Origin of the sequence: Arthrobacter sp., from assembly GCF_031179985.1 — a bacterium.
GTDB lineage: Bacteria > Actinomycetota > Actinomycetes > Actinomycetales > Micrococcaceae > Arthrobacter.
This window is the reverse complement of record NZ_JAPSHJ010000051.1, coordinates 1-24,267: the sequence shown is the minus strand read 5'-3', so window position 1 is coordinate 24,267 and position 24,267 is coordinate 1. Positions and strand designations below refer to the sequence as shown.

20 protein-coding genes are annotated in these 24,267 nt (G+C 63.4%); 11 read left to right on the top strand and 9 right to left on the bottom strand.

The features are described from left to right. Positions 1–2: 2 nt before the first annotated feature. Both RIN13_RS17335 and RIN13_RS17330 read left to right on the top strand, forming a co-directional pair. A complete protein-coding gene (locus tag RIN13_RS17335; protein WP_309108560.1) occupies positions 3–1,592 on the top strand; it encodes a DUF222 domain-containing protein in 1,590 nt (529 codons plus the stop codon). A gap of 258 nt (positions 1,593–1,850) precedes the next feature. After that, the gene (locus tag RIN13_RS17330) at positions 1,851–2,216 is read left to right on the top strand and encodes a LuxR family transcriptional regulator (RefSeq protein WP_309108559.1); all 366 of its coding nucleotides are present in this window, start codon (positions 1,851–1,853) and stop codon (positions 2,214–2,216) included. Positions 2,217–2,324: 108 nt separating this feature from the next. Here RIN13_RS17330 and RIN13_RS17325 read toward each other — a convergent pair whose 3' ends face one another. From RIN13_RS17325 to RIN13_RS17310, 5 genes are all read right to left on the bottom strand, one after another. Beyond that, positions 2,325–2,711 (bottom strand): AAA family ATPase, encoded by a 387-nt coding sequence (locus RIN13_RS17325; protein ID WP_309108558.1) that lies wholly within the window; start codon positions 2,709–2,711, stop codon positions 2,325–2,327. A gap of 80 nt (positions 2,712–2,791) precedes the next feature. After that, positions 2,792–3,169 carry an STAS/SEC14 domain-containing protein gene (locus tag RIN13_RS17320; protein WP_309108557.1) on the bottom strand — a complete coding sequence of 126 codons (378 nt, stop codon included), beginning with the start codon at positions 3,167–3,169 and terminating at the stop codon, positions 2,792–2,794. Positions 3,170–3,266: 97 nt separating this feature from the next. Further along, entirely contained in the window at positions 3,267–3,512 is a 246-nt protein-coding gene (locus RIN13_RS20540) for a GNAT family N-acetyltransferase (protein ID WP_375164789.1), read from the bottom strand. Positions 3,513–3,610: 98 nt separating this feature from the next. Continuing rightward, entirely contained in the window at positions 3,611–4,444 is an 834-nt protein-coding gene (locus RIN13_RS17315) for a gamma-glutamyl-gamma-aminobutyrate hydrolase family protein (protein ID WP_309108556.1), read from the bottom strand. A 146-nt stretch (positions 4,445–4,590) separates the two neighbouring features. Continuing rightward, positions 4,591–5,397 (bottom strand): carbon-nitrogen hydrolase family protein, encoded by an 807-nt coding sequence (locus tag RIN13_RS17310; RefSeq protein ID WP_309108555.1) that lies wholly within the window; start codon positions 5,395–5,397, stop codon positions 4,591–4,593. A gap of 284 nt (positions 5,398–5,681) precedes the next feature. Between RIN13_RS17310 and RIN13_RS17305 the strand changes: the two genes are divergently transcribed. Next, positions 5,682–7,463, top strand: coding sequence for an N-acetylglutaminylglutamine amidotransferase (locus RIN13_RS17305; protein ID WP_309108554.1), 1,782 nt, complete (start codon positions 5,682–5,684; stop codon positions 7,461–7,463). Between the two features lie 13 nt (positions 7,464–7,476). Here the strand turns inward: RIN13_RS17305 and RIN13_RS17300 are convergent, their stop codons facing one another. After that, entirely contained in the window at positions 7,477–8,892 is a 1,416-nt protein-coding gene (locus tag RIN13_RS17300; RefSeq protein ID WP_309108553.1) for an NAD(P)H-quinone dehydrogenase, read from the bottom strand. 112 nt (positions 8,893–9,004) lie between these two features. Here RIN13_RS17300 and RIN13_RS17295 point away from each other — a divergent pair, with 112 nt between their 5' ends. Beyond that, entirely contained in the window at positions 9,005–9,838 is an 834-nt protein-coding gene (locus tag RIN13_RS17295) for a purine-nucleoside phosphorylase (protein WP_375164788.1), read from the top strand. Between the two features lie 100 nt (positions 9,839–9,938). Beyond that, the gene (locus RIN13_RS17290; RefSeq protein WP_309108552.1) at positions 9,939–11,690 is read left to right on the top strand and encodes a phospho-sugar mutase; all 1,752 of its coding nucleotides are present in this window, start codon (positions 9,939–9,941) and stop codon (positions 11,688–11,690) included. Between the two features lie 37 nt (positions 11,691–11,727). Here RIN13_RS17290 and nirD read toward each other — a convergent pair whose 3' ends face one another. Continuing rightward, positions 11,728–12,093 (bottom strand): nitrite reductase small subunit NirD, encoded by a 366-nt coding sequence (gene nirD / locus RIN13_RS17285; protein ID WP_309108551.1) that lies wholly within the window; start codon positions 12,091–12,093, stop codon positions 11,728–11,730. A gap of 324 nt (positions 12,094–12,417) precedes the next feature. Here nirD and nirB point away from each other — a divergent pair, with 324 nt between their 5' ends. The 6 genes from nirB (at position 12,418) to RIN13_RS17255 (ending at position 19,538) form a co-directional block, all read left to right on the top strand. Beyond that, positions 12,418–15,060: a nitrite reductase large subunit NirB gene (gene nirB / locus RIN13_RS17280; protein WP_309108550.1), complete on the top strand. Its 2,643-nt coding sequence runs from the start codon at positions 12,418–12,420 to the stop codon at positions 15,058–15,060. Positions 15,061–15,063: 3 nt separating this feature from the next. Continuing rightward, positions 15,064–16,098, top strand: a complete 1,035-nt coding sequence (gene cobA, locus RIN13_RS17275; protein WP_309108549.1) for a uroporphyrinogen-III C-methyltransferase — start codon at positions 15,064–15,066, stop codon at positions 16,096–16,098. Between the two features lie 8 nt (positions 16,099–16,106). Next, on the top strand, positions 16,107–17,285 hold the full coding sequence (locus RIN13_RS17270; RefSeq protein WP_309108548.1) for a uroporphyrinogen-III synthase: 1,179 nt from the start codon (positions 16,107–16,109) through the stop codon (positions 17,283–17,285). Positions 17,286–17,494: 209 nt separating this feature from the next. Continuing rightward, a complete protein-coding gene (locus RIN13_RS17265) occupies positions 17,495–18,400 on the top strand; it encodes an FAD-dependent oxidoreductase (protein WP_309108547.1) in 906 nt (301 codons plus the stop codon). Positions 18,401–18,470: 70 nt separating this feature from the next. Continuing rightward, positions 18,471–19,229: a deoxyribose-phosphate aldolase gene (deoC, locus tag RIN13_RS17260; RefSeq protein ID WP_309108546.1), complete on the top strand. Its 759-nt coding sequence runs from the start codon at positions 18,471–18,473 to the stop codon at positions 19,227–19,229. Between the two features lie 78 nt (positions 19,230–19,307). Beyond that, on the top strand, positions 19,308–19,538 hold the full coding sequence (locus RIN13_RS17255; RefSeq protein WP_309108545.1) for a hypothetical protein: 231 nt from the start codon (positions 19,308–19,310) through the stop codon (positions 19,536–19,538). A gap of 66 nt (positions 19,539–19,604) precedes the next feature. Here RIN13_RS17255 and RIN13_RS17250 read toward each other — a convergent pair whose 3' ends face one another. Both RIN13_RS17250 and mfd read right to left on the bottom strand, forming a co-directional pair. After that, a complete protein-coding gene (locus tag RIN13_RS17250; RefSeq protein ID WP_309108544.1) occupies positions 19,605–20,429 on the bottom strand; it encodes a metal-dependent hydrolase in 825 nt (274 codons plus the stop codon). A gap of 3 nt (positions 20,430–20,432) precedes the next feature. Beyond that, on the bottom strand, positions 20,433–24,077 hold the full coding sequence (gene mfd, locus RIN13_RS17245) for a transcription-repair coupling factor (protein ID WP_309108543.1): 3,645 nt from the start codon (positions 24,075–24,077) through the stop codon (positions 20,433–20,435). Between the last annotated feature and the right edge of the window lie 190 nt (positions 24,078–24,267).

Sequence of the window (24,267 nt, the reverse complement as noted above, 5' to 3'; positions counted from 1 at the left end):
GCATCATCGGGCCGGATTTCCGTGGCGGAACCGATGGCCCTGTTGATTGCGGCCAGGGCTCCGATCCGCTGCGGCGCCAGCTCGATGCTTGTTTGGATGCTTTGGCCGAGGTTGCCCGGTTCGAGGCGAAGGCTGCGGCGCTGAAGGTACAACTGGCGGCCAAGTACGTCGAAGCGGCTGAGGCCATCGCCGCCCCTGCTGTCACCGCCCAGGACGCGACCGCCCAGGAAATGTCCACCATTGCAGAACTCGCCTGCGTCCTCACCGTGAGCGAGCGTACCGCCGCGCCGCTCCTGGACCAGTCCCGGCACCTGACCACCGGGCTGCTCACCCTCACCGCACTCCGGCACGGGTCGATTTCGTGGCAGCACGCCCGCATCATGTGCGATGAAACCACCAACCTGGACCCGGCCGGGACTGCCGCACTGGAAACACACTTCCTTGATCCTGACTCGCCCGACGCTGCACGCGGATGCCACATCGGTGACCTGGTCCCGTCCCGGTTCCGCGCCAAAGCCCGCACCTGGCGCGAACGCCATCACCCCGACAGCATCGAGACCCGCCACCGCAAAAGTGTCCTGGACCGGCGGCTGGAATACACCCCGGACCACGACGGCATGGCATGGCTCTCGGCCTACCTGCCAGCCGCGACAGCCGCCGGGATCTGGGGCCGGACCACCACCGCCGCCAGAGCCCTGCAGGGTCCCACCGAGCGCCGGACACTCACCCAACTCCGCGCCGACATCGCCGCCACCTGGCTCCTGAACAACACAGGGGCCAACAGCGATACCCGCAACCCCGGCCCCGCCGACATTGACGGGGCTGGCTTTGGCAAGGGCGCGGGCGGCGGCCCGGTGGGCGTTCCCTCTCCCCGGGCCCAGGTGCTGGTCACCGTTCCTGTCCTCTCACTGCTTGGCGCCACCGACGAACCGGCGATGCTGGACGGGTACGGACCCATCCCGGCGTCCATGGCCCGGGACCTCGTCGCCAACGGGGCCGATTCCTTCCACCGCGTCCTGACCGATCCCCGCGACGGGGCACCCCTGGAAATCGGCCGCACCAGTTACCGGATCCCCACATACATGCGCCAATGGCTGCGCCTGCGCGACGCCAAATGCCCCTTCCCCGGCTGCCACAACCACTCCCTCGACAACGAAGCCGACCACCTCCTCGCCTGGGCCGACGGCGGCACCACCGGCATCACCAACCTTGGCCAACCCTGCCGGAAACACCACCACCTCAAACACAACACCGCCTGGACCCCATCCCAAGCCACCGCCAACCAAACACCCGGCTGGACCGCGCCCTCAGGCAGGCACTACCCCAGCGAACAACAAGACTGGCAACCACCCACCTGGCCCAACCATGCCGGCCTCCCCCCGCCGAACCAGCATCCGGATCGGAATCAAGATCTGACTCTGCCCATGGACCAAGACCTGCCTCTGCCCGTGGACCAAGACCTGCCTATGCCCATGGACCAAGACCTGCCTCGGCCCGTGGACCAGGACCTACCTATGCCCCTGGACCCATTCCCGGACTGGCAACTATTGCCCGTAGTGGAAACGGATGATTGGTGGCTGACGGCTGCCTGAACACCTCGCCGGGGACGACTCCCCCAAACAAGTTTGCCAAGGGCACGTCCTGGAGCGTTTCACCGGAATCATTGTCGTTTCGCTCCAGGCATGGTTAAAGCGAAACACCAGCATTGCGGAGGGGACTAGAAATTTGCGGCACCATCCCGACAGAATGGTAAGCAAGCTGACCATTGCTCCGGCCGTGAGCTCCGACAGAAGAAAGGACAACCGCTCCGCGGATCTCCAGCCGAGCTGGCAACACTACGAGGAGGACCAATGTCCAGGAAATTCATTCGCACCGCCGTCGTTCTGGCTTCGCTGGGGGTTTCGCTCCTGCTGACGGGGCCGGCGCATGCTGCAGTCGCCGCAGGGGCCATCTCGCTACCGGCAGCCGTCCAGGCCCAGACCACGTCTCCAACACCAACAGATGCGCCCACCGGCGTAACTCCCGCCCCCACCGGAGCTGCGACGCCGTCGGAAGGAACGCCCACTGGCTTCGGCAACCCGGGTACCGGCGAAACCCAGCAGGCAGAAGACGCGCGGCTGGACCTCGCTCCGATCGTGATTGGCGCAATCCTCCTGGTCCTTTTGATCGTGATTGTTATCTGGCGGCGCAAGCGTAAAGACACCACGATCGTCTAGGCGCAGCGGAGCCCGAACATCGCCCTTGTGAAGAGGAAGGGCCAGGTCTAGAGGTGACGTAGGTAGCGTTCTGGTGCGTCCGGGAATGATCGCCAATTCGAAACCAGGTCAAGGTCCTCCCGTTCCTGCCGCCGGATCCCCCCAGGCGCCAACTTCGAGAGCCTGGGCCCCGGGAAGGGCTGCAAGGACGGGCGAGTGAGTGGACATGATGACCTGTGAGTTGCCCTCCGCAAGGAGCTCCTTCAAGACAGAGAGCAGACTAAGGCACCCGGCAAAGGACAACGCCGATTCCGGTTCGTCGAGCACCCGGAGTCCGCGCCCTTGGAAGCGATCGACTGCCAGCTCGAGAAACGATTCACCATGGGACATCTCATGGAAAGGGATGTCCTGGCGCGACAGGCTCGGATCGAGGCCCCTGTCCAGAACCTGGGCCACCGGTGGCAGAACAGCCGGCCATCGCCGACGGTCGTGAACGTTAGCCGGGTCTTCAGTCAAGCGTCGAATCGGAAAGCTGCGGGCACCCTCCATTCTTACAGCCGCACTTCTCCCCCCACCCGCGGGAGCAGATCACGCAATCAGGCTGTTGAATCCTGGAGGAGCCAGTTCACGGCTTCAGCCCGGTCCGTGAAGAAGAGCGTGGGGCATGGAAAAGAGTCGGCGCGGCGGAAGTTGGCAATGACCCGGTCAACTGGAGTCGAACCGAGCAGTGCAATCCGGGATGCGACAGAAGGAAGTGAAAATGCTGCACGGGCGTCGTGGCTGACACTCGTAGTGCCGCCCATGTCGACAAGCAACGGGTGAGAAAGTCCTTGGCAAAGGTAGTCCAAGCTGGCCATCGCAGCAGTAACGTCGGCCACTTCAAGGCTGACCTGGCGCTGCCACGTCAGACACACTATGCCATTCTCAAGAAGTTCCAACGTGGCCTTCCCGCTGTCGTTGGAAGTGGGCTCCACTGGTTGACTCCTTACATGGCTGAGTTATTCACGATCTTAGCCATCCACATGACCCAGTTGCTCCATCCCCGACTGGATCAGCCAAAGAATGGGATCGTCAGCTGACTGCCGCAGTGCCCACCCCACCACCCCGTACCGACCGGTCTACGTATACGTCACACAGATAAGCGAAAGTAGCGCCATCCGTTATTACGCGGGCATAGGCCACCTGCTCGCGGGAGTCGGTGCGGTATATCCCAAAATTCCGTGAGGCATCCATCGCCGCCTGTTGCTGACTCCGGGACCTGCCGGCGACCCAGTAGCTGTCGCCGCTGAGCCATTCATAAACGCGGCTTCGATCCACCCTGCCGGCATCGGAAGAGAATTCGAGCCCTTCCAGGCAGGGGTCGGACCGGGAATATTCACCTTGGTAACCGGACCCGTCATCCGTCAGACTAGCCGTTAGATTGCGGCCAAGCCGTCCCTAAGCTGGGGAGAGCCTTCGATGGCCGCCTGCACGATGTTGGACGGAGCCGTGGACGCGTGCAAAACTTTGGGCACTTTCTGCTCGCGGGCGGCAGCAACAAAGGCCCGGAACAGCGCTTCCTCTTCGGGCAGTTGTTCTGGATGCCATTGCACGCCCAGGCAGAAGCTCTGGCCCGGGTGCTCAATTGCCTCAACAATCTGATCCTCACTCCAGGCCGCAGCAATGAGCCCCTCGCCCAGCCTGTCAACAGCCTGGTGGTGGGAGACAGGGACAGTCACGGAGTCTTGGCCGAGCAGACGGTTCAGGAGGGAATCAGCTTTGACCTCCACCTGAATGCTATTGAACTTGTGCCCCCCAAGCTGGTAAACGCCGTCGCCCACAACGTCAGGGAGATGCTGGTGGAGCGTCCCGCCGAGAGCCACGTTCAGCAGCTGCTCGCCCCGGCAAATAGTCAGGAGTGGAACATCTTGTCGGATCGCTTCAAGGATCAGCGCCAGTTCCCATTCGTCCCGGGCCCGGCGTGGAGAATCTGTTGCCGGGTGGGCTTCCTGGCCGTACCGTGCAGGGTCAACATCCCACCCTCCGGGCACCAGGAGACCATCCAGGGTGCTGACCAGTTGCTCCACCAGTCCCGTGAGGACAGGCTGGGGAGGCAGCAGAACAGGAATGGCTCCCGCCGCCAGGAGAGGAGCGAAATACGCTTCGGGCAGGAAGGCAGAACTCACGCGGCCGCAGCCATCGGTGCCGGCCTCCTCCAGATAGGTGGTCAGCCCTATCAACGGCCGAACGGTTGATTCCGGTGCGCTCATTCCTTGTCCTTCCACACGTGCATCCATAAGCAAGGCTACGAGCGGTTTGTTTATTCCATGTTTCGTAACCGTCACCATTGAGTATCAAATGGGCCGGAGCGCGGCTGCGGAAGGGGGATTTCGTGAGGAAAGAGGGGCAGGCCAGGCTAGGAACGAGGGACATCCAACGGAACAACAGTGAACCGCCGGTTAGCGAGGGAGGGCACCCGTTGCCGCACCGACTGGAGCCGCTCCGGTGCGACGTTGGCGAAGATCACCCCAGGCGCTTCCCCTGCATTGGCGAGGACCACTCCGGCTGGGTCCACGATCATGGAGTATCCAGTGCCCAATGGTGCCGTTTGGTTGGCCGCCACAACATAGGCCGTGTTTTCTATGGCGCGGGCGCGGATGAGGGTATTCCAGTGGTCTTCCTTCCCGGGGCCGGGAACCCACATGGCAGGGATCAGAACTACGTTGGCTCCTGCATCAATGAGGCGGCGTGCACTTTCGGGAAAGCGGAGGTCGTAGCAGGTGAAGGCACCAAGCCGGAGATCCCCGAACTTCAAAAGAAAGGGATCACTGATATCCCCTGGCGCTATACCCTCGCTCTCCCTGTAGCCAAAAGCGTCATACAGGTGGATCTTGCGATAGGTGCCCGCAATGTTGCCGTCAGCATCCACAGCAACCAGGGTGTTGTACGGTAATCCGCCGGGGTTTGCCTCAATGGTTCCGACAACCACCGGCAGGCCCAGCTTCTTGGAAACGGCTGCAATGCTGCTCACGAAGGGACCATCCAGGCCCTCAGCCACCGAGGCCAGGACGGCGGCAGATTCAGGAGAGCCATAGAGGCTGAGCTCAGGAAGCAGGAGCAACTCAGCTTCCCCTGCCGCGGCCTGCTCCATCAGCCCTGTGATGGCCTCAAGGTTGGCGGCTGGATCCTTGCCCGCTGTGAACTGCCCGGCTGCTACTCGCATTATGTCTCCTTTTCCTCACCTCACATCGTCCCACCCTTGCAGTCAGGACGGGTACCGGCAAATTTGTGCCTGCGCGGCCGGCTCGAGCACACCAAAACAAACGAGGGGACTTTTGAGTTTGAACTTGACGCACCCTTCCGGACAGTTCAAGGTTAAGAGAAGTAAGTATGCTTAGTATCTGAATAGCTGGTGCTGGTCCTTGGAATCAGCCCGGAGCCTCGGGGGGAAGCTGCCGGAACCTGGCGTGTTGAGTACTTCAACACTTGAGGCGAGGAAGTTTTTCGATGTGCGGGATAGCTGGCGAACTGGCTTTCGGCGGGGTGAGGGCCGGCGTCGAACCTGTCAGAAAGATGACGGCTGCGATGGAGTCCCGGGGTCCGGACGGACAGGGAATCTGGCGTGAAGGCTGGGTTGCTTTGGGACACCGCCGGCTCAGCATCATCGACCTCTCCGATGGCGGCGCCCAGCCCATGGTCGACGAGGACCTGGGGCTGGCCCTTGTGTTTAACGGGTGCATCTACAACCACCACGAACTGCGGCGGGAGCTTGCACCGTACTACCGCTTCAACTCCACCAGCGATACCGAGGTGATCCTCAAGGCATACCACCGCTGGGGGGAAGACTTCGTTCACCATCTTGTGGGGATGTTTGCGGTGGCCCTCGTGGACTCCAAGCGGAACCGGGTGGTCTTCGCCAGGGACCGCCTCGGCATCAAACCTTTGTATTTTGCCGAGGCTGGAGGCAGGATCCGGTTTGCGTCGACGTTACCGGCGTTGGTTGCCGCCGGCGGCCTGGACACTTCAATTGACGAGGTAGCGCTCCACCACTATTTGAGCTGGCACTCCATAGTTCCGGCTCCACGAACCATTCTGCGCGGTGTCAGCAAACTGCCTCCCGCCACGGTAAGGATCATTAATGCCGACGGCAGCCACCGGGACAAGGTCTACTGGAAACCGGCCTATGTGCGGGACCCGGAGCGGGTTGACTGGACGGCTGATGACTGGCAGGAAGCCCTGCATGCTTCACTGCGGACCGCCGTCGAGCGCCGGCTGGTGGCGGACGTTCCGGTCGGAGTCCTCCTTTCCGGAGGCCTTGATTCGAGCCTCCTGGTGGCTCTGCTCGCGGAAGCAGGCCAGCCCGGACTTAGCACCTTCAGCATCGGTTTTGACGGGGCTGGAGACGAATCCGGCGACGAGTTCATGTACTCGGACCTGATCGCCCGTGAATTCGGCACAAACCACCACCGACTTCACATTCCCACAACCGAGTTCGCCCCCGCCATCGGTGAAGCCCTCGATGCCATGTCCGAACCCATGGCCAGCCACGACGTTACCGCATTCTTCCTGCTCTCCCGGGCTGTGTCCGAGCACCTCAAAGTGGTCCAGTCCGGCCAGGGCGCTGACGAAGTGTTTGGCGGCTATGCGTATCATCAACCGGCCCTGACTGTTGAACGGGACGCTGCCCTTGACACCTTTACAGCTGCATTTGCAGATCGCAGGCATGCCCAGATGGCGGATGTCCTTGAGCCGGAATGGTTTTGTGGTGCGGATGTCAGCCGTTGGAAGCTGCAGTCAGAACTGGCCAGGCCTGGAGCCGAAACAGCAGTGGACGCACTCCTCCGCCTGGACACGCACGTCCTGATGCCTGATGATCCCGTCAAGCGCGTGGACAACATGACCATGGCGTGGGGGCTCGAAGCCCGCGTACCGTTCCTGGACCAGGACCTCGTTGCACTTGCGGCCTCATGCCCGCCCGAGTTCAAGGCCGGACGCGGCGGCAAATGGGTGCTGAAGGAAATGAGCCGCAAGCTCCTGCCCTCAGCGGTCATCGACAGGCCCAAGGGTTATTTCCCCGTTCCGGCATTGCGCTATCTGGAGGAGCCGTTCATCACCATGGTGGAGGATGCGCTGCACGCTCCCGAGGCAAAGCAGCGCGGACTCTTCCGGTCCGACTACATTGAGTCCCTCCTGCGCAGCCCGAACGGCCAATACTCGCCGGCGGGAAGCAATACCCTGTGGCAACTGGCAGTGCTGGAGATGTGGCTGCAGCAGCACAACGTCGGGTGAAGCTACTACAAAACTACATGTGGACGTGCAGGCGCCGTGCAGCCTCGGAGATGGATCCGCTCAGCGACGGGTACACCGTAAAGGTGCTGGCGACGTCGTCCACGTGCAGTTTCTGCTTTACCGCAATGGCGATGGGGAAAATCAACTCCGACGCGTTGGGGCCCACAACCACTCCCCCGATCACCGTTCCGGAGCCCTTGCGCGCGATGATTTTCACGAACCCGTCCTTGTGGTTGCGCATCTTGGCGCGGGCGTTGCTTCGCAGCGAGAGTTTGATGACATCGCCCTGGTACTTGCCGGATTCCACTTCCTCTTCACTGACCCCCACCGAAGCGATTTCCGGAGACGTAAAGATGTTGGAAGCTACCTGGTGGAGTTTGACCGGGGTCACGCTGTCGCCCAGGAAGTGCGCGATGGCGATCCGGCCCTGCATAGCGGCCACAGATGCCAGCGGAAGGACCCCGGTGCAGTCCCCGGCGGCGTAAATGTTGGGGGCCGAAGTGCGGGAGACGCCGTCCACCTTGATGTGCCCGCTCTCCGTGAGCGCCACACCGGCTTCCTCGAGGCCGACGCCGGCGGTGTTCGGGATGGATCCGACACAAACCAGGCAATGGCTGCCGATCACTGTGGAGCCGTCGCTGAGGGTGACCACGACGCCGTCGTCCGTGCGTTCCACGGTCTCCGCCCTGGAACGGGACAGCACCCTGACTCCCCGGCGCTCAAAGACCTCTTCCAGGACCTGGGCGGCATCTGTATCGGATCCGGGAAGCACCCGGTCGCGGCTTGAGATCAGGGTGACCTTGGAACCCAGGCCGTTATAGGCAGACGCGAATTCAGCGCCAGTGACGCCCGAGCCCACCACGATCAGTTCCTCCGGCAACTCGTCCAGGTTGTAGATCTGCGTCCAGGTCAGGATGCGTACGCCGTCGGGCCGGGCGGTGGGGAGTTCGCGCGGGTGGGCGCCCACAGCAAGCAGGACGGCATCCGCCTCAACTGTTTCGGTCCCCTCCGCCGTGAGGACTTCGATGGTGTGGTTGTCCACCAGCTTGCCGGAGCCCATCAGGATGCGGACGCCCTGAAGCTCCAGCCCCTTCTGAATGTCGGCCGACTGCTGCCGGGCCAGGTTCAGGAGACGATCGTTGATGTGCTTGAGGTCCGCCCTCATGACGGGCACAAAATCCCCGCCGTCGACGTCGAACTTGACTCCCAGCTCCCCCGCCTCACCCACGCGGGTCATGAGGTCCGCCGTTGCGATCAGGGTCTTGGAAGGCACGACGTCGGTCAGTACCGCGGAGCCGCCAAGGCCGGCCCGCTCAATGATGGTGACCTTCGCGCCCAGCGACGCGGCCACCATGGCGGCCTCGTAGCCACCGGGACCTCCACCCAGGATTGCGATACGGGGGGCGCTGAAATCAGGATGCGTAGTCACAATCATCCATTCTCGCCTATCCCTCCCCGCACAACCAATATCGGGGCTTTTTGCAGGCAGCAACCGAGGGAAGCTGCTGGGCAGGATGGCGGCGGCACGATAACTTGTACCAGTGAGTAATAGAGAAATCCGGAACACTGATCCCTTTGACGCTGATCCCTTTGACGCTGCGCGTCGAGCGGCCGAGTACATCGCCCAGGAGACAGACGTTGACCGTCACGATGTCGCCCTGGTGCTCGGCTCCGGTTGGGGAGGCGCAGCTGACCTGATCGGCCACACCACGGCCACCCTTTCGGCAGACGAGGTGCCCGGATTCTCCGCCCCGGCCGTCGAAGGCCACGTGGGCACCATCCGTTCAGTCCTGACAAGTGACGGCAAACGCGCGCTGGTCCTCGGTGCCCGCACGCACTATTACGAGGGCAAAGGGGTTCGCGCCGTGGTTCACGGGGTTCGTACTGCTGCCGCCGCCGGTTGCAAGACGCTGGTGGTCACCAACGGTTGCGGCGGACTCAACGAGGACTGGGCTCCGGGCACTCCTGTGCTCATCAAAGATCACATAAACCTCACCGCCACCTCCCCGCTCGAAGGCGCAACGTTCGTGGACCTCACCGACCTCTACTCCTCGCGCATCAGGGCCCTGGCACAGGAAGTGGACCCCTCGTTGGAGGAAGGTGTTTACGCGCAGTTCACCGGCCCGCACTATGAAACCCCGGCTGAAGTGCAGTATGCCAAGCGCATTGGTGCCGATCTTGTGGGTATGTCCACCGCCCTCGAAGCCATCGCCGGCAGGCACGCGGGGATGGAGGTCTTTGGCATCTCCCTTGTGACCAATCTCGCCGCAGGCATAAGCCCGGTGCCTTTGAGCCATCAGGAGGTCCTTGAGGCTGGCCACGCGGCGGGCGCCCGGATTTCCAAACTGTTGGCAGAAATCATCGTCAGGCTTTAAGCCCTGGAACCGCCAGTCCCCAAGAACTGACCCAAACTGTGACCGTTCTCCCCCGCTTTCGAGGCAGGCTTCATGAACGTTTGGGGCTAGTTTGGATCCTATGACCTCTATCGATCCCGAACTGCCGCAGCTGTTGGACTCCGCCCGTGAATGGGCAGCGCAGGACCCGGATCCCGCTACCGCAGCAGCTCTATCGGAGCTTATCCTGCGTGTTGCTGATGGCGTTCCCGCTGCCCGCCAGGAGTTGACGGACAGCTTCAACGGCACCCTCCAGTTCGGTACGGCCGGGCTTCGCGCCCCGCTGGGACCTGGCCCGAACCGGATGAACAGGGTAGTAGTCCGCCGTGCCGCTGCAGGTTTTGCCGCCTTCCTCACCGACGCCGTCTCCGCGGCGTCCCCCGGAACCCGTCCCCGCGCAGTCGTCGGCTACGACGCCCGCTACAACTCGGACATCTTCGCGGAGGAGACAGCCGCGATCTTCGCGGCGGCAGGCATTGAAACTTTCCTGTTGCCGTTGGCCCTGCCGACGCCGTTGCTCGCCTTTGCTGTACGGCACCTGGATTGCGACGGCGGCGTGATGGTCACCGCGAGCCACAACCCGCCCGAGGACAACGGGTACAAGGTGTACCTCGGCCGCCACGCGGTGGAGGAAAGCGGGCGTGGAGCACAGATCGTGACACCGTACGACGAGCGGATTGCTGCCAGGATCAACGAGGTGGGCCCGCTGGACTCAGTACAGCTCGCGAATGAAGGCTGGACCATTCTGGATCCCTCAATTATCGCGGCGTACAAGTCGGCCGTTGCCGCCCTGGCCATGCCGGAGGAGTTCCCCGCCCGGGAGTTGAAGATCGTCCTGACCCCCCTGCATGGTGTGGGCGGGGAAACCGCAGTGTCAGTCCTGAACGCGGCGGGTTTCAAGGATGTCACCCTCGTGCAGGAACAGGCGCACCCGGACCCCGATTTCCCCACCGTCAGCTTCCCGAATCCGGAGGAGCCGGGGGCGCTGGACCTGGCATTGGAGACGGCGGCACGGGTAGGTGCAGATATTGTGCTTGCCAACGATCCGGACGCCGACCGGGCTGCCGTGGCCGCCAAGGATCCTGATACGGGGGCCTGGCGGATGCTGCGGGGCGATGAGGTGGGCGCCCTCTTGGGTCACCACATTGTTACCAGGCTCGCCAGCCGGACGGCCCTTGAGGGAGAGCAGGGCCAGGGTGTCCTGGCCAATTCGATTGTTTCGTCACGCCTGCTCGCGCGCATCGCCAAGGCCGCCGGATATGCCCATGAGGAAACGCTGACGGGCTTCAAATGGATCTCACGGGTACCGGAACTGCTTTATGGTTACGAAGAAGCGCTGGGTTATTGCGTTGCCCCTGGGCTGGTGCGGGACAAGGACGGGATTTCCGCGTCAGTGCTCATCGCGGAACTCGCAGCCGCCGCGAAAGCTGATGGGAAATCGATCTTCGACACCCTGGACGAGCTCTACCTGTTTCACGGGCTGCATGCAAGCGACCAGCTCAGCATCAGGGTGGCGGACCTCGGGTTGCTGGGAGCCATGATGAACAGGCTCCGTGTGACTCCCCCCGAGTCCTTCGGAGGGTCCGCCGTCGAATCGTACAAGGATCTCTCGGAGGGCGGAGAACACCTGCCTCCCACGGACGGTCTGCTATACATCACCAAGGACCTGAGCCGCGTAATCATCAGGCCCAGTGGGACCGAACCCAAGCTGAAGTGCTACCTGGAAGTGATCCAAAACGTGGGTTCGGCCGCGGAACTTCCGCAGGCGAGGCAAGCAGCAAGAGCCTCGCTGGACAACGTGTTGCATGATGTCCGCGAGGCTCTGGGGCTGTAGCCGGCGAGGCTGTAGCCGGTGTGGCTTGAGCTGCTGCTTAGAGCTCGACTTCGATGTGGCCGTCCACAATCCTGGCCTTGAACGTGGGCAGGCTCAGCTCTGCATTGCCGAAGCATTCCCCTGTTTCGAGGTCGTAGACCTCTTTGTGCAGGGGTGAGGCAATGGTGGGCCTGTCTCCACGGGAACCGAGGATGCCGCGAGCCATAACGTGGGCACCGGTGGCCGGATCCTCCTGGGAAACGGCGTAAATCTCGTCCGAAGCGGTGCGGAATAGGGCGACCTGGCGTCCGGCGATCAGTGCCGCTTCGCCCCAGGCGGGCTCAAGCTCTGCTACGGGGCACACCCGGTGCCAACCTGTCGCAGCTGCGGTGGTTTCTTCCTGAAGTTCAAGTACTGCCGTCATTTTCGGGCCCCTCTCACGTTGCCTTCTGTCCAGCGGAAAGCTTGTGTGCTTTTTCGAATTCTGGATATTTCTTCCCAGACATCTCTTCCCACTGGAAACCGGACCGCCGACGCGGCCACATCATTCAAAGTAGGCGGCGGGTGTTTCATCGGCGTGCAGCAAATGTGTCCGGCGCGTAAAAGAGACCTCACTTGCCGGGAAATCTATTCGTGATGCAGAAGTTAAGTTCACGAAACAATTGGGAAACTGAAGCGAAACTGCCACTGCCTAGTCTGGATGGACAAGCTGCAGAGCACCGTCTGCGGCCCATGCGAAAGGCCCACAGTGACCGGACAGACTTCAAGCACAGAGACACCACGCCGCGTCGTGGTCGCCGGCGGCGGCCCAGCGGCCCACCGTTTTGCGGACGCAATGCATGCCCGTGGCCTCGATGGCTGGCACGTTACTGTCCTCACCGAGGAAACCCACCTCCCCTACGACCGCGTGGCGCTCAGCAAGGCGCTCACTGACAACGACTACGACCTCACGTTGGGCGAAGCGTCCATGTGGGATCATGGTTCGCTGGAACTCAAGACCGGCGAACGCGTCATCAAGATCAACACCGATGGCAAGTCGGTGGAAACCGCAGCCGGCAACAGCTACGAATACGACCACCTCGTCGTAGCGACGGGCTCGAACGCAGCCCGCCTGCCGATCCCCGGCGCCGAGCACACACACGTCTACCGCACGCTCGAAGACGTGTGGGCCATCAACAAGGCCATTGCCGAACTCACTGAAAAGCTTGGCCGCAAGGTCAAAGCGGTCACCATCGGTGGTGGGCTCCTGGGCCTCGAGTCGGCTGCCGGTACGGAGCAGCTGGGGGCCACCCCCATTGTCATCGACGGCGCAGCATGGCTGATGGCCACCCAGCTCGACGAAGGCGCCGGCCAGGCAATGGGCCGCCTGATCAAGGCCAAGGGCTTCGAAGTCCACAGCGGTGTGTTCCCCTCAGAGGTATTGTCCGATGACGACGGCCAGGTCACCGGCGTCCTTATGGCTGACGGCCGCATCATCGACGCTGATCTTGTGATCGTCGCCATCGGCGTCCGCCCGCGCGATGAACTCTTCCGCGCCGCTGAGGGCGAAGAGCAGATCTTCTCGCTCGGCCAACGCGGCGGTGTTGTGATCACCGACGGTTGCGAAACCGAGATTCCCGGCATCTGGGCCATCGGTGAAGTAGCCAACTTCGGCGGCATGTGCCTGGGCCTTGTTGCTCCGGCCAACACCATGGCTGAGATCGTCGCCGACCGCCTGCACGGTGGCGAGGCCACCTTCCCCGGTTTTGACACTGCCACCAAGCTGAAGTTGTCCGGCGTTGATGTAGCCAGCTTCGGTGACGCGTTCGCCAAGACCGAGCACTCCCTCGAGATCGTCTACGCCGACCCCGCCCGCGGCGTCTACCAGAAGATCGTTACCACCGATGACGCCAAAACCCTGCTGGGCGGCATCTTCGTTGGTGACGCAACTCCCTACACCAGCCTCCGCCCGCTCCTGGGCCGCGAACTCTCTGCGGAGCCCGGCGCGTACCTCACTGCCGCAGGCGGCGGCGAGGCGCCCGATACCGAACTGCCCGATGACGCCATCCTCTGTTCCTGCAACAACGTAACCGCCGGAACCATCCGCGACACCGTTAACGGCTGCGGCGCCTGCGAAGGCAACGCCCCCGTCCAGGAACTCGGCGAACTCAAGGGCTGCACCCGCGCCGGTACCAGCTGTGGTTCCTGTGTACCGATGCTGAAGAAGCTGCTCGAAGGCGAACTGACGAAGTCCGGCGTCGAGGTCTCCAAGGCCCTTTGCGAGCACATCGAACTGTCCCGCCAGGAGCTCTTCGACGCGATCCGCGTCCTGGAACTGACCTCCTTCGAAGACATCATGGCCAAGTACGGCACCGGTGCCGGCTGCGACATCTGCAAGCCGACCATCGCCTCCATCCTGGCCAGCCAGCACAACGCCTACGTCCTCGACGCGGGCCGCGGCGCACTGCAGGACACCAACGACCGCGCCCTCGCGAATATGCAGAAGGACGGCACCTACTCGGTTGTTCCCCGCATTGCCGGCGGTGAAATCACCCCCAAGAAGCTCGGTGTCATTGCCGCCGTCGCCGAAAAATACAACCTGTACACGAAGATCACCGGCGGTCAGCGCATCGATATGTTCGGTGCGAGGCTGGAGCAGCTTCCGGAAATCTGGAAGGAACTCGTGGATGCCGGCTTCGAATCCGGTCAGGCCTACGGTAAGAGCCTGCGCACAGTGAAGTCCTGCGTCGGTTCCACCTGGTGCCGCTTCGGTGTCCAGGACTCGGTGGCCATGGCCATCCAGCTGGAACTCCGCTACCGCGGCCTCCGCAGCCCGCACAAGCTCAAGATGGGCGTTTCCGGCTGCGCCCGGGAATGCGCCGAGGCCCGCGGCAAGGACGTCGGCGTCATCGCGACGGCGGACGGCTGGAACCTCTACGTCGGCGGCAACGGCGGTGCCACCCCGGCCCACGCCCAGCTGCTGGCCAAGGACCTGGACGACGAAACCCTGCTGAAGTACATCGACCGATACTTCATGTATTACATTCGCACGGCCGACCGCCTGCAGCGCACCGCACGTTGGCAGGAGGAGCTCGACGGCGGCATCAAGCACGTCGAGGACGTGGTGGTAAAAGACACCCTGGGCATCGCCGAAGAACTCGAGGCTGCCATGGCCAAGCACGTTGACACCTACGTTGACGAATGGGCAGACACCCTGAAGGATCCCGAGCGCCTCCGCCGGTTCCGCTCCTTCGTCAACGCCCCCGACCAGAAGGATGACTCCATTACCTTCGTACCGGACGAGCGGGGCCAGATGCGTCCGGCCACCGCAGAGGAAAAGGGGAAAGTGCTCATCGGCGCTTCCATCCCTGTCCGGTCAGCCAACGAATCCGTCACTGAAAGCAAGGTGTAACCCATGCAGCTCAGCATCGATGTCAATGGCCGCGAAGTTCTCATCACGGGCTCCGACCATGCGGCCCGTCAGGCGGTCCGCCGCTATGAGGCTGCCGGCGCAGTGATTTCCAGGCTGAGCACTCCCCAAGGTGCCCACCATGACGGTCCTCTTCCGGAGCGGCCGTTCCTGGTCGCAGCGGTCGACGACGGCCAGCCAGGCTGGGAGCCGCTCCTGGAGCGGTGCCGTGATAACGGAATCCCGGTCACCAGCGAGCCCGCCGCCGGCGCAAACGGGCACGTCACCCTTGTGGGTGGCGGACCCGGCACCGCCGAGCTGCTCACGGTTGCAGCGATCAAAGCGCTCCGTGACGCCGACGTCGTGTTTTACGACCGGTTGGCGCCGTACCAGGAACTGCCGTCGCTGACATCGGCCGAGCTGGTGGACGTAGGCAAGCGCCCCGGCCATCACCCGGTCAGCCAGTCCGGCATTGAGAAGCTTATGGTCGAGGCCGCCCTGGATGGCAAGAACGTCGTGCGGCTCAAGGGCGGCGATCCCTACGTCTTCGGTCGTGGTGGTGAGGAAGTGGCAGCCTGTGTGGCAGCCGGCGTTCCAGTCCGCGTCGTCTCTGGCGTTACCAGCGCCATCTCTGTCCCTGCGGCCGCGGGCATACCAGTAACCCATCGTGAAGTCAGCCACATGTTCACTGTGGTTTCCGGTCACGCTCCGCTCACGGAGAAGGAGCACATGCACCTGGCCGGCCTCGGTGGCACTATCGTGGTGCTGATGGGAATCGGTACTTTGCATCAACTCGCCGCCGGCCTGCGGAAGGCTGGAATGAGCCCGGAAATGCCCATGGCCGTCATTGAACGCGGTTACCGGCCCGGCCAGCGCACCACCATCGCTCAGCTTGGAACCATCGTGTCGGCAGCTGCAGACTGCACCAACCCGGCCGTCCTGGTGATCGGCGAGGTGGTCCGCGTGGGGGAAGCCAACCGGGGGCATGCCGAAGCGTCAGCTGATCTTGACCGCCTCGCTGCATCGCTGCTGGGATCGTGACGGACCCCATGACTGCTGTAGATACGGTTGCCCCCTTCCCGAACCCCGCGCTTGCCTCCACCTCTGTGCAGGAGCTTCCCTCCGCAGAGGGTGCTGATCTGCCCTTGGAGGGCTTCCGGATCGGGGTGACCTCCCACCGCAGGTCTCAGGACCTCATCGAGGCCCTCGAACGCCGCGGCGCCGAAGTGCTGCACGCTCCGGCGCTGAAGATTGCGCCCGTCCAGGAGGACTTCCGCCTCATCGACGACACCCGGGCCATCATCGCTGCCAAGCCTGATCTTTGTATCGCGACGACGGCCTATGGCATGCGCCGGTGGTGTGAAGCCGCTGATTCCTTCGGCATCGGCGACGAACTCCTGGACACCCTCGCCGCCTGCCGCATGTTCGTCCGCGGGCCCAAAGCGCGCGGTGCGGTTCGTGCGGCCGGCCTTGCCGACGTCGGAATCAGCAGCGACGAAACCACAGCCACCCTGGTGGACATGCTGCTGGCCGAAGGTGTCCGCGGGAAGACCGTTGCCGTCCAGCTGCATGGTTACACCGACGTCCGCCAGCTTGAGCGGCTCCGGATGTCCGGCGCCACCGTGCTCACCGTGACGCCGTACCGCTGGGTCAAACCCGAGGGAGAGGACAAGCTGCCGCGGCTGATTGAGGCCGCCTGCAGTGGGAACCTCGATGTCCTGACCTTTACCAGCGCGCCCGCGGTGGACGCGCTGTGGAGCACGGCCCATGAAATGGGCCTGTACAAACAGCTGATCGAGGCCCTGAAGACCACCGTGACCACCGCCGTCGTGGGACCCGTGACAGCGCAGCCGCTCATCGACGCCGGCCTGTCACCGCTTGTTCCGGAGCGGTTCCGGATGGGCGCTTTGATCCGCCTGGTGGTTGAACATCTGGCGTTGAACCATGTCCGCAGGCTGGATACGCGCTCGGGCAACGTGGAACTGCGTGGCCGTTCGCTGCGGATCAACGGCGAGCAGGTGGAGATGGCACCGGCCCCGCTCCTGCTGCTCCGCGCCCTGCTCGGGGCGGGCGGGGCAGTCCTGTCGAGGGACTCGCTCTCGGAGCTTCTGGAACTCCGTGGCTCGGTGCACGCATTGGACATGACGGTCAGCAGGTTGAGGTCGTCCCTGCCTGATGGACGCCTCGTGGAAACCGTGGTGAAGCGCGGTTACCGGATCCGCGTCTAGCTCCGTTGCTTCCGGTCCGTGACCACTCCTTTCCATCAATAGACTGTTACCGGCCGGTAAACAACCCTGGGCAACGGTGGTTCCATCCGTCACGCACTGGGACGTTTCGGCAACCGCGGGGAAACATGGGCGAAAAATGGACGGTCTAGCCTAGGTTCCATCACGAACCTTGCGGCCGCACCAGGGCCGCACCATGAAAGGGCCTGCACATGTCCGCTCCGGCATCCCCACTCTCCTCCGTCACTTTTTCCCCTGCAGATGCACCCTCAGCCGTTGCCACCTCAGGCGCGCCTACGCCAAGAATTGTCGTCGCAGGCGCCGGTCCCGCGGCACAGGCGTTGGTGGCCCAGCTCGCCCGGCAGCGTTTCGCCGGAAGCATCACCGTACTCAGCAACCGCGACGACTCTCCACAGGAGCTGCTTGAGCTCGCCGCCCTGCCACAGGTATCGGTCCGCTTCGGACAGCCGGCCAGTTTCATTGACCCGCACCAGCGTTTCGTGACAACCGCGGACGGCATGGAATTCAGTTACGACCAGCTGGTGATCGCCACTGGATCAGCCCCTGTTCACTCCCCCGTCGACGGCTCTGCACGCTGCCTCAGCTACTCCACCATTGATGACGCCGGCCGGATCGGCGAAGCGGTCAAGGAAGTCACCAGGGTGCTGGGCCGGCGCCCGTTGGGAATTCTGGTGGGCACTGGTGCTGCTGCAGGCCAGGCCGAGGCAGTACTCAGGGCGCGGGGTGTCCGGCCCATCCGCACAACCCTCCGGCCGGCTTCTGTTGTTCCCACGGTTGCAGGCTCCGTCCTCCCCGCCGCCGGCATCGTCTTCGAAGATGGCAGCACCATGCAGGGCGATCTCGTGGTGTTGGCGGAAGATCGCGTTGCGCGAAGCGCGCTTGCTGCCAGCGCCGGGCTGTCCACGGCAGCCGGCGGCGGAATCGTGATCGACAGGGAGTTCCGCACGTCAGTCTCTGGCATTTGGGCTATCGGCGACGCTGCTTCGTTCGACGGCGTCCGCCTGGGCCTGCTGGTGGCCGCCGATACCGCCGCGGATGTCTGTGCAACGCAGCTGCTCCATGCGGCCTCGGCGGGGTCAGTTTCCGCAGCCGCCTGAGGAGTCCCCGAGCCTGCCCGGACACGTGGCAAGATGGTCACCTGAAACACCCCACTGGGAAAGGACCATCATGAGCAACGAAGCCGCTGCGGCAGGAGACGCCGCAGGGACTACCGAAGGAGCACCCGCCGTCGGAGGAGCACCCGCACCCGCAAGAAGCCGTGACATCGCCTCCTATATCGACCACACGCTCCTCAAGCCCGAAGCCAGTGAGGCAGAGATCCTCAAGGTTTGTTTCGAGGCCGCCGAGTACCGCTTCAAGTCTGTGTGCGTCAACCCGATCTGGGTCAAAACGGTGAAAACCGCCCTCAAGGGATCGGGAGTGCTGACCTGTTCAGTGGTTGGTTTCCCGCTGGGTGCGACACCCACTGATGTCAAGGCGTTCGAGGCCCGTGGTGCTGTCCTGGATGGTGCCGACGAGATCGACATGGTGGTCAACATTGCTGCAGCCAGGGCTGGGGACAAGGGCGCGCTGGTAGATGACATCACCGCCGTCGCGGAGGTGGTGCACGCCGGTGGAGCCATGCTGAAGGTGATCATCGAAACCGGGCTCCTGAGCGACGAGCAGAAAGTCATTGCCTGCCAGGCTGCAGTGGAAGCCGGAGCAGACTTCGTTAAAACGTCCACGGGGTTCAACGGCGGTGGGGCAACCCCGGAAGATATAGCCCTCATGCGACGGACGGTAGGCCCGGACCTGGGCGTCAAGGCCTCCGGCGGCGTGCGCTCGCTTGCTGATGCGCAGGCTATGATTGCTGCAGGTGCAACACGTATTGGCGCCAGCTCCGGAATTGCAATCGTTAAGGGTGAACAAGGTTCATCCGCGTACTGATGCCTCGGGCTGCCGCCAGAGTTTTTCGAATCCTGCGGGACTCGTATGTTTAAGCCCTTCGGGGCCGGGAGGAAATGAATGTCCAAGATCGTTGATAGCCCCAAGACCCCTCAGAACGAGAACAGCCTCGTCGGCAGCGTCATCGTCTTCGTGATCATGATGGCCCTGTTCCTGGGTTCCATCTACTCGTTGTCCTTCCTGACCCTCGGCAACCCTTGGCCGATGGCTGTCTGCCTGGGCCTTTTTGCTGCCTCCTTCTGGATCCCGCAGACCGTCCTCGGCCGCTCTGATTCTGCCGGCGAGCACTAAGAAGCATTTCAGAATTTCCCGCTGACGCCCCGGATACCCCGGGGCGTCAGCCATTTAACCAGAGGCTTATCCGGTGCCCAGCAAGGTGTTCATGAAGCTGCTCCCGAAGGCCAAGGCGGCAGGAAAATGCACATTTCCCAGAGCCCAGGCAGCCACGCACATTCCCACCATGGCGTAGGCGCTCACCGGAATCAGGACGAGCCACTCACGCCGGGAACCGGCACGGCCCAGCAGCGGGATGGAAAACGCACCGTTGGCTTTCCAGACGTCCTTGACCAAGGGCAGCTTCCGCAGGAACTTCGGCGGCTTAATCACAACCGGCCAGAGGAGCGGGACTCCTCCGGTGGTGATCATGTCCCCCACAATATGCACCACCACTCCAGTCAGCATGGACACCGGCAGCCAGGTCCATTGGTCCGGGGCGAACCACGTCACCAGGCCTGCCATCGTGAGCGCGAACAGCCAGTTGGTGATCCAGCCCGACTTCGGGAACAGCTTGAGTGCCTTGGCAGCGATGTTGATCAGGAACATGCACAGCACGCCGGCCCCGACGGACAGGATTCCCCAGTCCGTGTGCAGCTGGATCTGTCCGGCCACCATGGCCAGCACCACAAAGAAGGCCCCACCCAACAACGAGTGCGTTCCCTGCCGGTGCCCGCCGCTCGCATTCTCTATTCCGACGGCGATGATGTTCGACAGCGGAGGCAGCGACTGCGCCACTGTGCTGTGGCGGTGGTCCCAGTCGAGCACCAGGGCGGTTCCCGCCGTCGCCATGCCGCCGATCAAGATTCCGGCGGCGTCCAGCGGGTACCAGCCCAAAGTGTAGGGGCCTGTGGAAGCAATGGCTACCCACGCCGCGGCTCCTGACGCGGCGTGGTGTCCTCCCATCATGGCTCAGCCCGCGGTCAGTTGCGCTGCTGGAGCGTCAGAAAAGATATTGCGGATGACCCCGTTGGCCCATTCGAGGATTTCGGCATCCTGCAGGTCCCGTCCGCCGATTTTCGCGGTCTTCGGCTTGGGAATCAGAACGGCGTCCAGCGCCGGCTTCGACTGGGCTCCCGGATACATGCGGTTCAGCCGCATCGTCTTGGACTCGGGCAGCTGCGCCGGCGAGAAGCGGATGAAATTGCCCTGAAGCGCGACGTCGGACAGCCCGGCTTCGCGGGCCCCCACCCGGAAGCGGGCGACAGCGATAAGGTTTTGCGCGGGCAACGGCGGCTCGCCATAGCGGTCCACCAGCTCGGCCAGGACTTCGTCGATGGCTTCGTAGCTGACGGCAGCCGCCAGCTTGCGGTACGCCTCCAGCCTGAGGCGTTCCCCGGGAACGTAGTCGTGCGGCAGGTGCGCATTCACCGGCAGCTCGATCTTCATCTCGGCCGCCTTTTCTTCAGCATCCCCGCGGTAATCTGCCACGGCCTCGCCGACCAGGCGGATGTAGAGGTCGAACCCGACGCCCTGGATGTGGCCTGACTGTTCCCCGCCCAGCAGGTTTCCGGCCCCGCGGATTTCGAGGTCCTTCATGGCCAGCTGCATGCCGGCGCCCAGCTCATTGTGGGCGGCTACGGCTTTAAGCCGCTCCAGGGCCACCTCCCCCAACGGCTTTTCGGCCGGGTACAGGAAGTAGGCATAAGCCCGCTCACGCCCTCGGCCCACACGGCCTCGCAGCTGGTGCAGCTGAGAGAGCCCGTACTTGTCGGCGCCGTCGACGATCAAGGTGTTGGCGTTGGAGATATCGAGGCCCGTTTCGATGATGGTGGTGCAGACCAGGACGTCAAAGCGCTTCTCCCAGAAGTCGACGATGATCTGCTCCAGCCGGCTCTCGGACATCTGCCCGTGGGCAACTTCCACCCGTGCTTCGGGTACAAGTTCCCGAATCTTGGCGGCCGTCCGTTCAATGGTGGAAACCCGGTTATGGACAAAGAAGACCTGACCTTCGCGCATCAGCTCACGCCGGATTGCCGCAGAGGTCTGTTTGTCCGTGTACGGGCCCACGTATGTCAGCACGGGATGGCGTTCTTCCGGCGGCGTGGCAAGGGTGGATGTTTCCCGGATCCCGGTCAGCGACATCTCCAGCGTCCGCGGAATGGGAGTGGCGCTCATGGCCAGCACGTCCACGTTGGTCCGCATCTTCTTGAGCGCTTCCTTGTGTTCCACGCCGAAACGCTGTTCCTCGTCCACGATCACCAGGCCGAGGTCCTTGAACTCAAAGTCTTTGGAGAGCAGGCGGTGGGTGCCGATCACGACGTCGACAGCGCCGCTCTTGACGCCCTCAACCGTCTCTTTGGTCTCCTTTGTCCCTTGGAAGCGGGACAAAGGCTTGACCCGGAGCGGGAAGCCGGAGAACCGCTCGGTGAAGGTCTCATAATGCTGCTGGGCCAGGAGCGTGGTGGGCACCAGGACCGCCACTTGCTTGCCATCCTGCACCGCCTTGAAGGCTGCACGGACGGCGATCTCCGTCTTGCCGTAGCCCACGTCTCCCGAAACCAGCCGGTCCATGGGGATTTCGCGCTCCATGTCCGCCTTGACCTCGTTGATGGTGGTCAGCTGGTCGGGGGTCTCAACGTAAGGGAAAGCTTCCTCCAGCTCACGCTGCCATGGGGTATCCGGGCTGAAGGAGAAGCCACGAGAGGCCATCCGCGCTGAGTAGAGGCGGATAAGCTCACCGGCAATCTCCTTGACGGCCTTGCGGGCTTTGGACTTGGTGCTGGCCCAGTCCGAGCCGCCCATCTTACTGAGTACCGGTGTGTCCCCGCCGACGTAGCGGGTCACCTGGTCCAACTGGTCGGTGGGGACGAACAGCCTGTCCCCCGGGGCTCCGCGCTTGGACGGAGCGTATTCCAGGACGAGGTACTCGCGCATACCGTCCCCGCCACCGGAGACCTTCCGCTGAATGAGCTCAACGAATCGTCCGATTCCGTGTTGTTCGTGCACCACATGATCGCCGGCGAGGAGCTGCAAGGGGTCCACCGCGTTCCGCCGTTTGGAGGGCATTCGACGCATGTCCTTGGTGGAACCGGCGGAGGTGCGCCCCAACAGATCAGCTTCGGTGAGCAGGCTGAGCTTGAGGCCCTCCAGGACAAAGCCGCGTCCGACGGCGGCGGTGGTGATTTCGATGATGCCCGGCTGCGGTTCCTTGTCCAGCAAGTCCACCCGGGCGCAGGGAATGTTGTTGTCATGAAACAGCTCCGCCAGCCGCTGGGCAGGACCCGGGCCCTCAGTGACCACAACGATGCGCCACTGGTCCCTGACGTGGGAGCCGATAAAGTCCATCATCTCCGCCACATCGCCCTGATAGCCGCGCGGTTCCCGGGCGTGGAGGTTCAGGACATCGATGTCCGGCGCTATTTCCTCATCCGTTGCCAGCGAGGTGATGGACCACCACGACACCTCATGGCTGAGAGCTGCGGAACGGGTGTCTGTGAGGGAGCGGAAGCTGGCCGAGTGGAGTGCGGCGGAGGCTGCGGAGCTGAGATCCAAAGGTGCCCTACCGCCGTCGGACGCCGTGGACCATGCCGCTTCCAGGAACTCCTCGTTGGTGGCGGCCAGATCGTGGGCCCGGGTGCGTACTTTTTCCGGTTCGATCACCACGGAGATCGAGCCGGACGGAAGCTGATCGACGAACGGCACCATCGAGTCCACCAGTACCGGCGCCAATGACTCCATACCTTCGACGGCGATCCCGCCGGCGATTTTCTCCAGCATGTCTGCGGCGGCCGGCATCTGCGCCTTGAGCGTTGCTGCGCGGGACATAACAGACGGTGTGATCAGGATTTCGCGGCATGGCGGGGCATGGAGCTCGATGGGATGGTGCACGCCAGGGGCGGACAGTGAGCGTTGGTCGGCGACGGCGAACCAGCGCATCTGGTCCACCTCGTCGCCAAAGAACTCCACGCGGATGGGGTGGTCTTCGGTCGGCGGAAAGACGTCCAGGATGCCGCCGCGGACTGCGAACTCGCCACGGTGGGTCACCATGTCAACGCGCGCGTACGCGGCGTCGGCGAGGCTTCGGACCACATCGGTGAAGGATCGGTCCTGGCCGACTTTCAGGGTGACCGGCGTGAGTTCGCCCAGTCCTGCCACGATGGGCTGAACCACCGCACGGACCGGTGCCACCACTACGCGCAAGGGGCCGCTGGGCGAGGTTTCCGGGTGCGCCAACCGGCGAAGAACGGACAGGCGCCGGCCCACCGTGTCCGAACGGGGGGACAACCTTTCATGGGGCAGCGTCTCCCAACTGGGAAACTCTGCCACCGAGTCCGCCGGCAGATATGCCCTCAGCGCCTCGGTCAGGTCCTCCGCCTCGCGTCCTGTGGCGGTCACTGCAAGTACTATCCCTGCGTTTCCATTGGCACCTTGTTGTGCCAGACCGTCGGCCATCTCAGCCAGCAGGGCAGCCCTGAGTCCTGACGGGGCGCTGATCTGGTAGTCCTCGCTGCGGCCGTTAAAACTCCTGGCTGCCTCCGCCTGGACCCTGGCGAAAGTTCTGTCTTCGGCGAGGACGCGCCGCAGACCGGTGAGGGATGGGCCGTTGAGGCTCATGGCTGAAGCTCCTGGAATGTTCATGGGATGCAGGCAACACGAAAACCCGAAATTCGCGAGAATCCCGGGTGTTCCCAGCCTACCCCTGCGCAGGAGCTTAGGCACCCGGGCGGTTGCTGCATTGACGTGGTTGGCCAGGTGGGAGCAGGGGACGAAGCGGCATTATGCGTAATTGCTGGCGGGCGTCTGC

Excerpts from the sequence above, each read along its gene's own strand:
- RIN13_RS17250 (WP_309108544.1), bottom strand. The coding sequence starts at position 20,429 with ATGATGGGAGGACACCACGCCGCGTCAGGAGCCGCGGCGTGGGTAGCC.
- cobA (WP_309108549.1), top strand. The coding sequence starts at position 15,064 with ATGCAGCTCAGCATCGATGTCAATGGCCGCGAAGTTCTCATCACGGGC.
- nirD (WP_309108551.1), bottom strand. The coding sequence starts at position 12,093 with ATGACGGCAGTACTTGAACTTCAGGAAGAAACCACCGCAGCTGCGACA.
- deoC (WP_309108546.1), top strand. The coding sequence starts at position 18,471 with ATGAGCAACGAAGCCGCTGCGGCAGGAGACGCCGCAGGGACTACCGAA.
- RIN13_RS17310 (WP_309108555.1), bottom strand. The coding sequence starts at position 5,397 with ATGCGAGTAGCAGCCGGGCAGTTCACAGCGGGCAAGGATCCAGCCGCC.
- RIN13_RS17255 (WP_309108545.1), top strand. The coding sequence starts at position 19,308 with ATGTCCAAGATCGTTGATAGCCCCAAGACCCCTCAGAACGAGAACAGC.
- RIN13_RS17270 (WP_309108548.1), top strand. The coding sequence starts at position 16,107 with ATGACTGCTGTAGATACGGTTGCCCCCTTCCCGAACCCCGCGCTTGCC.
- RIN13_RS17265 (WP_309108547.1), top strand. The coding sequence starts at position 17,495 with ATGTCCGCTCCGGCATCCCCACTCTCCTCCGTCACTTTTTCCCCTGCA.
- RIN13_RS17315 (WP_309108556.1), bottom strand. The coding sequence starts at position 4,444 with ATGAGCGCACCGGAATCAACCGTTCGGCCGTTGATAGGGCTGACCACC.
- RIN13_RS17305 (WP_309108554.1), top strand. The coding sequence starts at position 5,682 with ATGTGCGGGATAGCTGGCGAACTGGCTTTCGGCGGGGTGAGGGCCGGC.
- RIN13_RS17330 (WP_309108559.1), top strand. The coding sequence starts at position 1,851 with ATGTCCAGGAAATTCATTCGCACCGCCGTCGTTCTGGCTTCGCTGGGG.
- RIN13_RS17290 (WP_309108552.1), top strand. The coding sequence starts at position 9,939 with ATGACCTCTATCGATCCCGAACTGCCGCAGCTGTTGGACTCCGCCCGT.
- mfd (WP_309108543.1), bottom strand. The coding sequence starts at position 24,077 with ATGAGCCTCAACGGCCCATCCCTCACCGGTCTGCGGCGCGTCCTCGCC.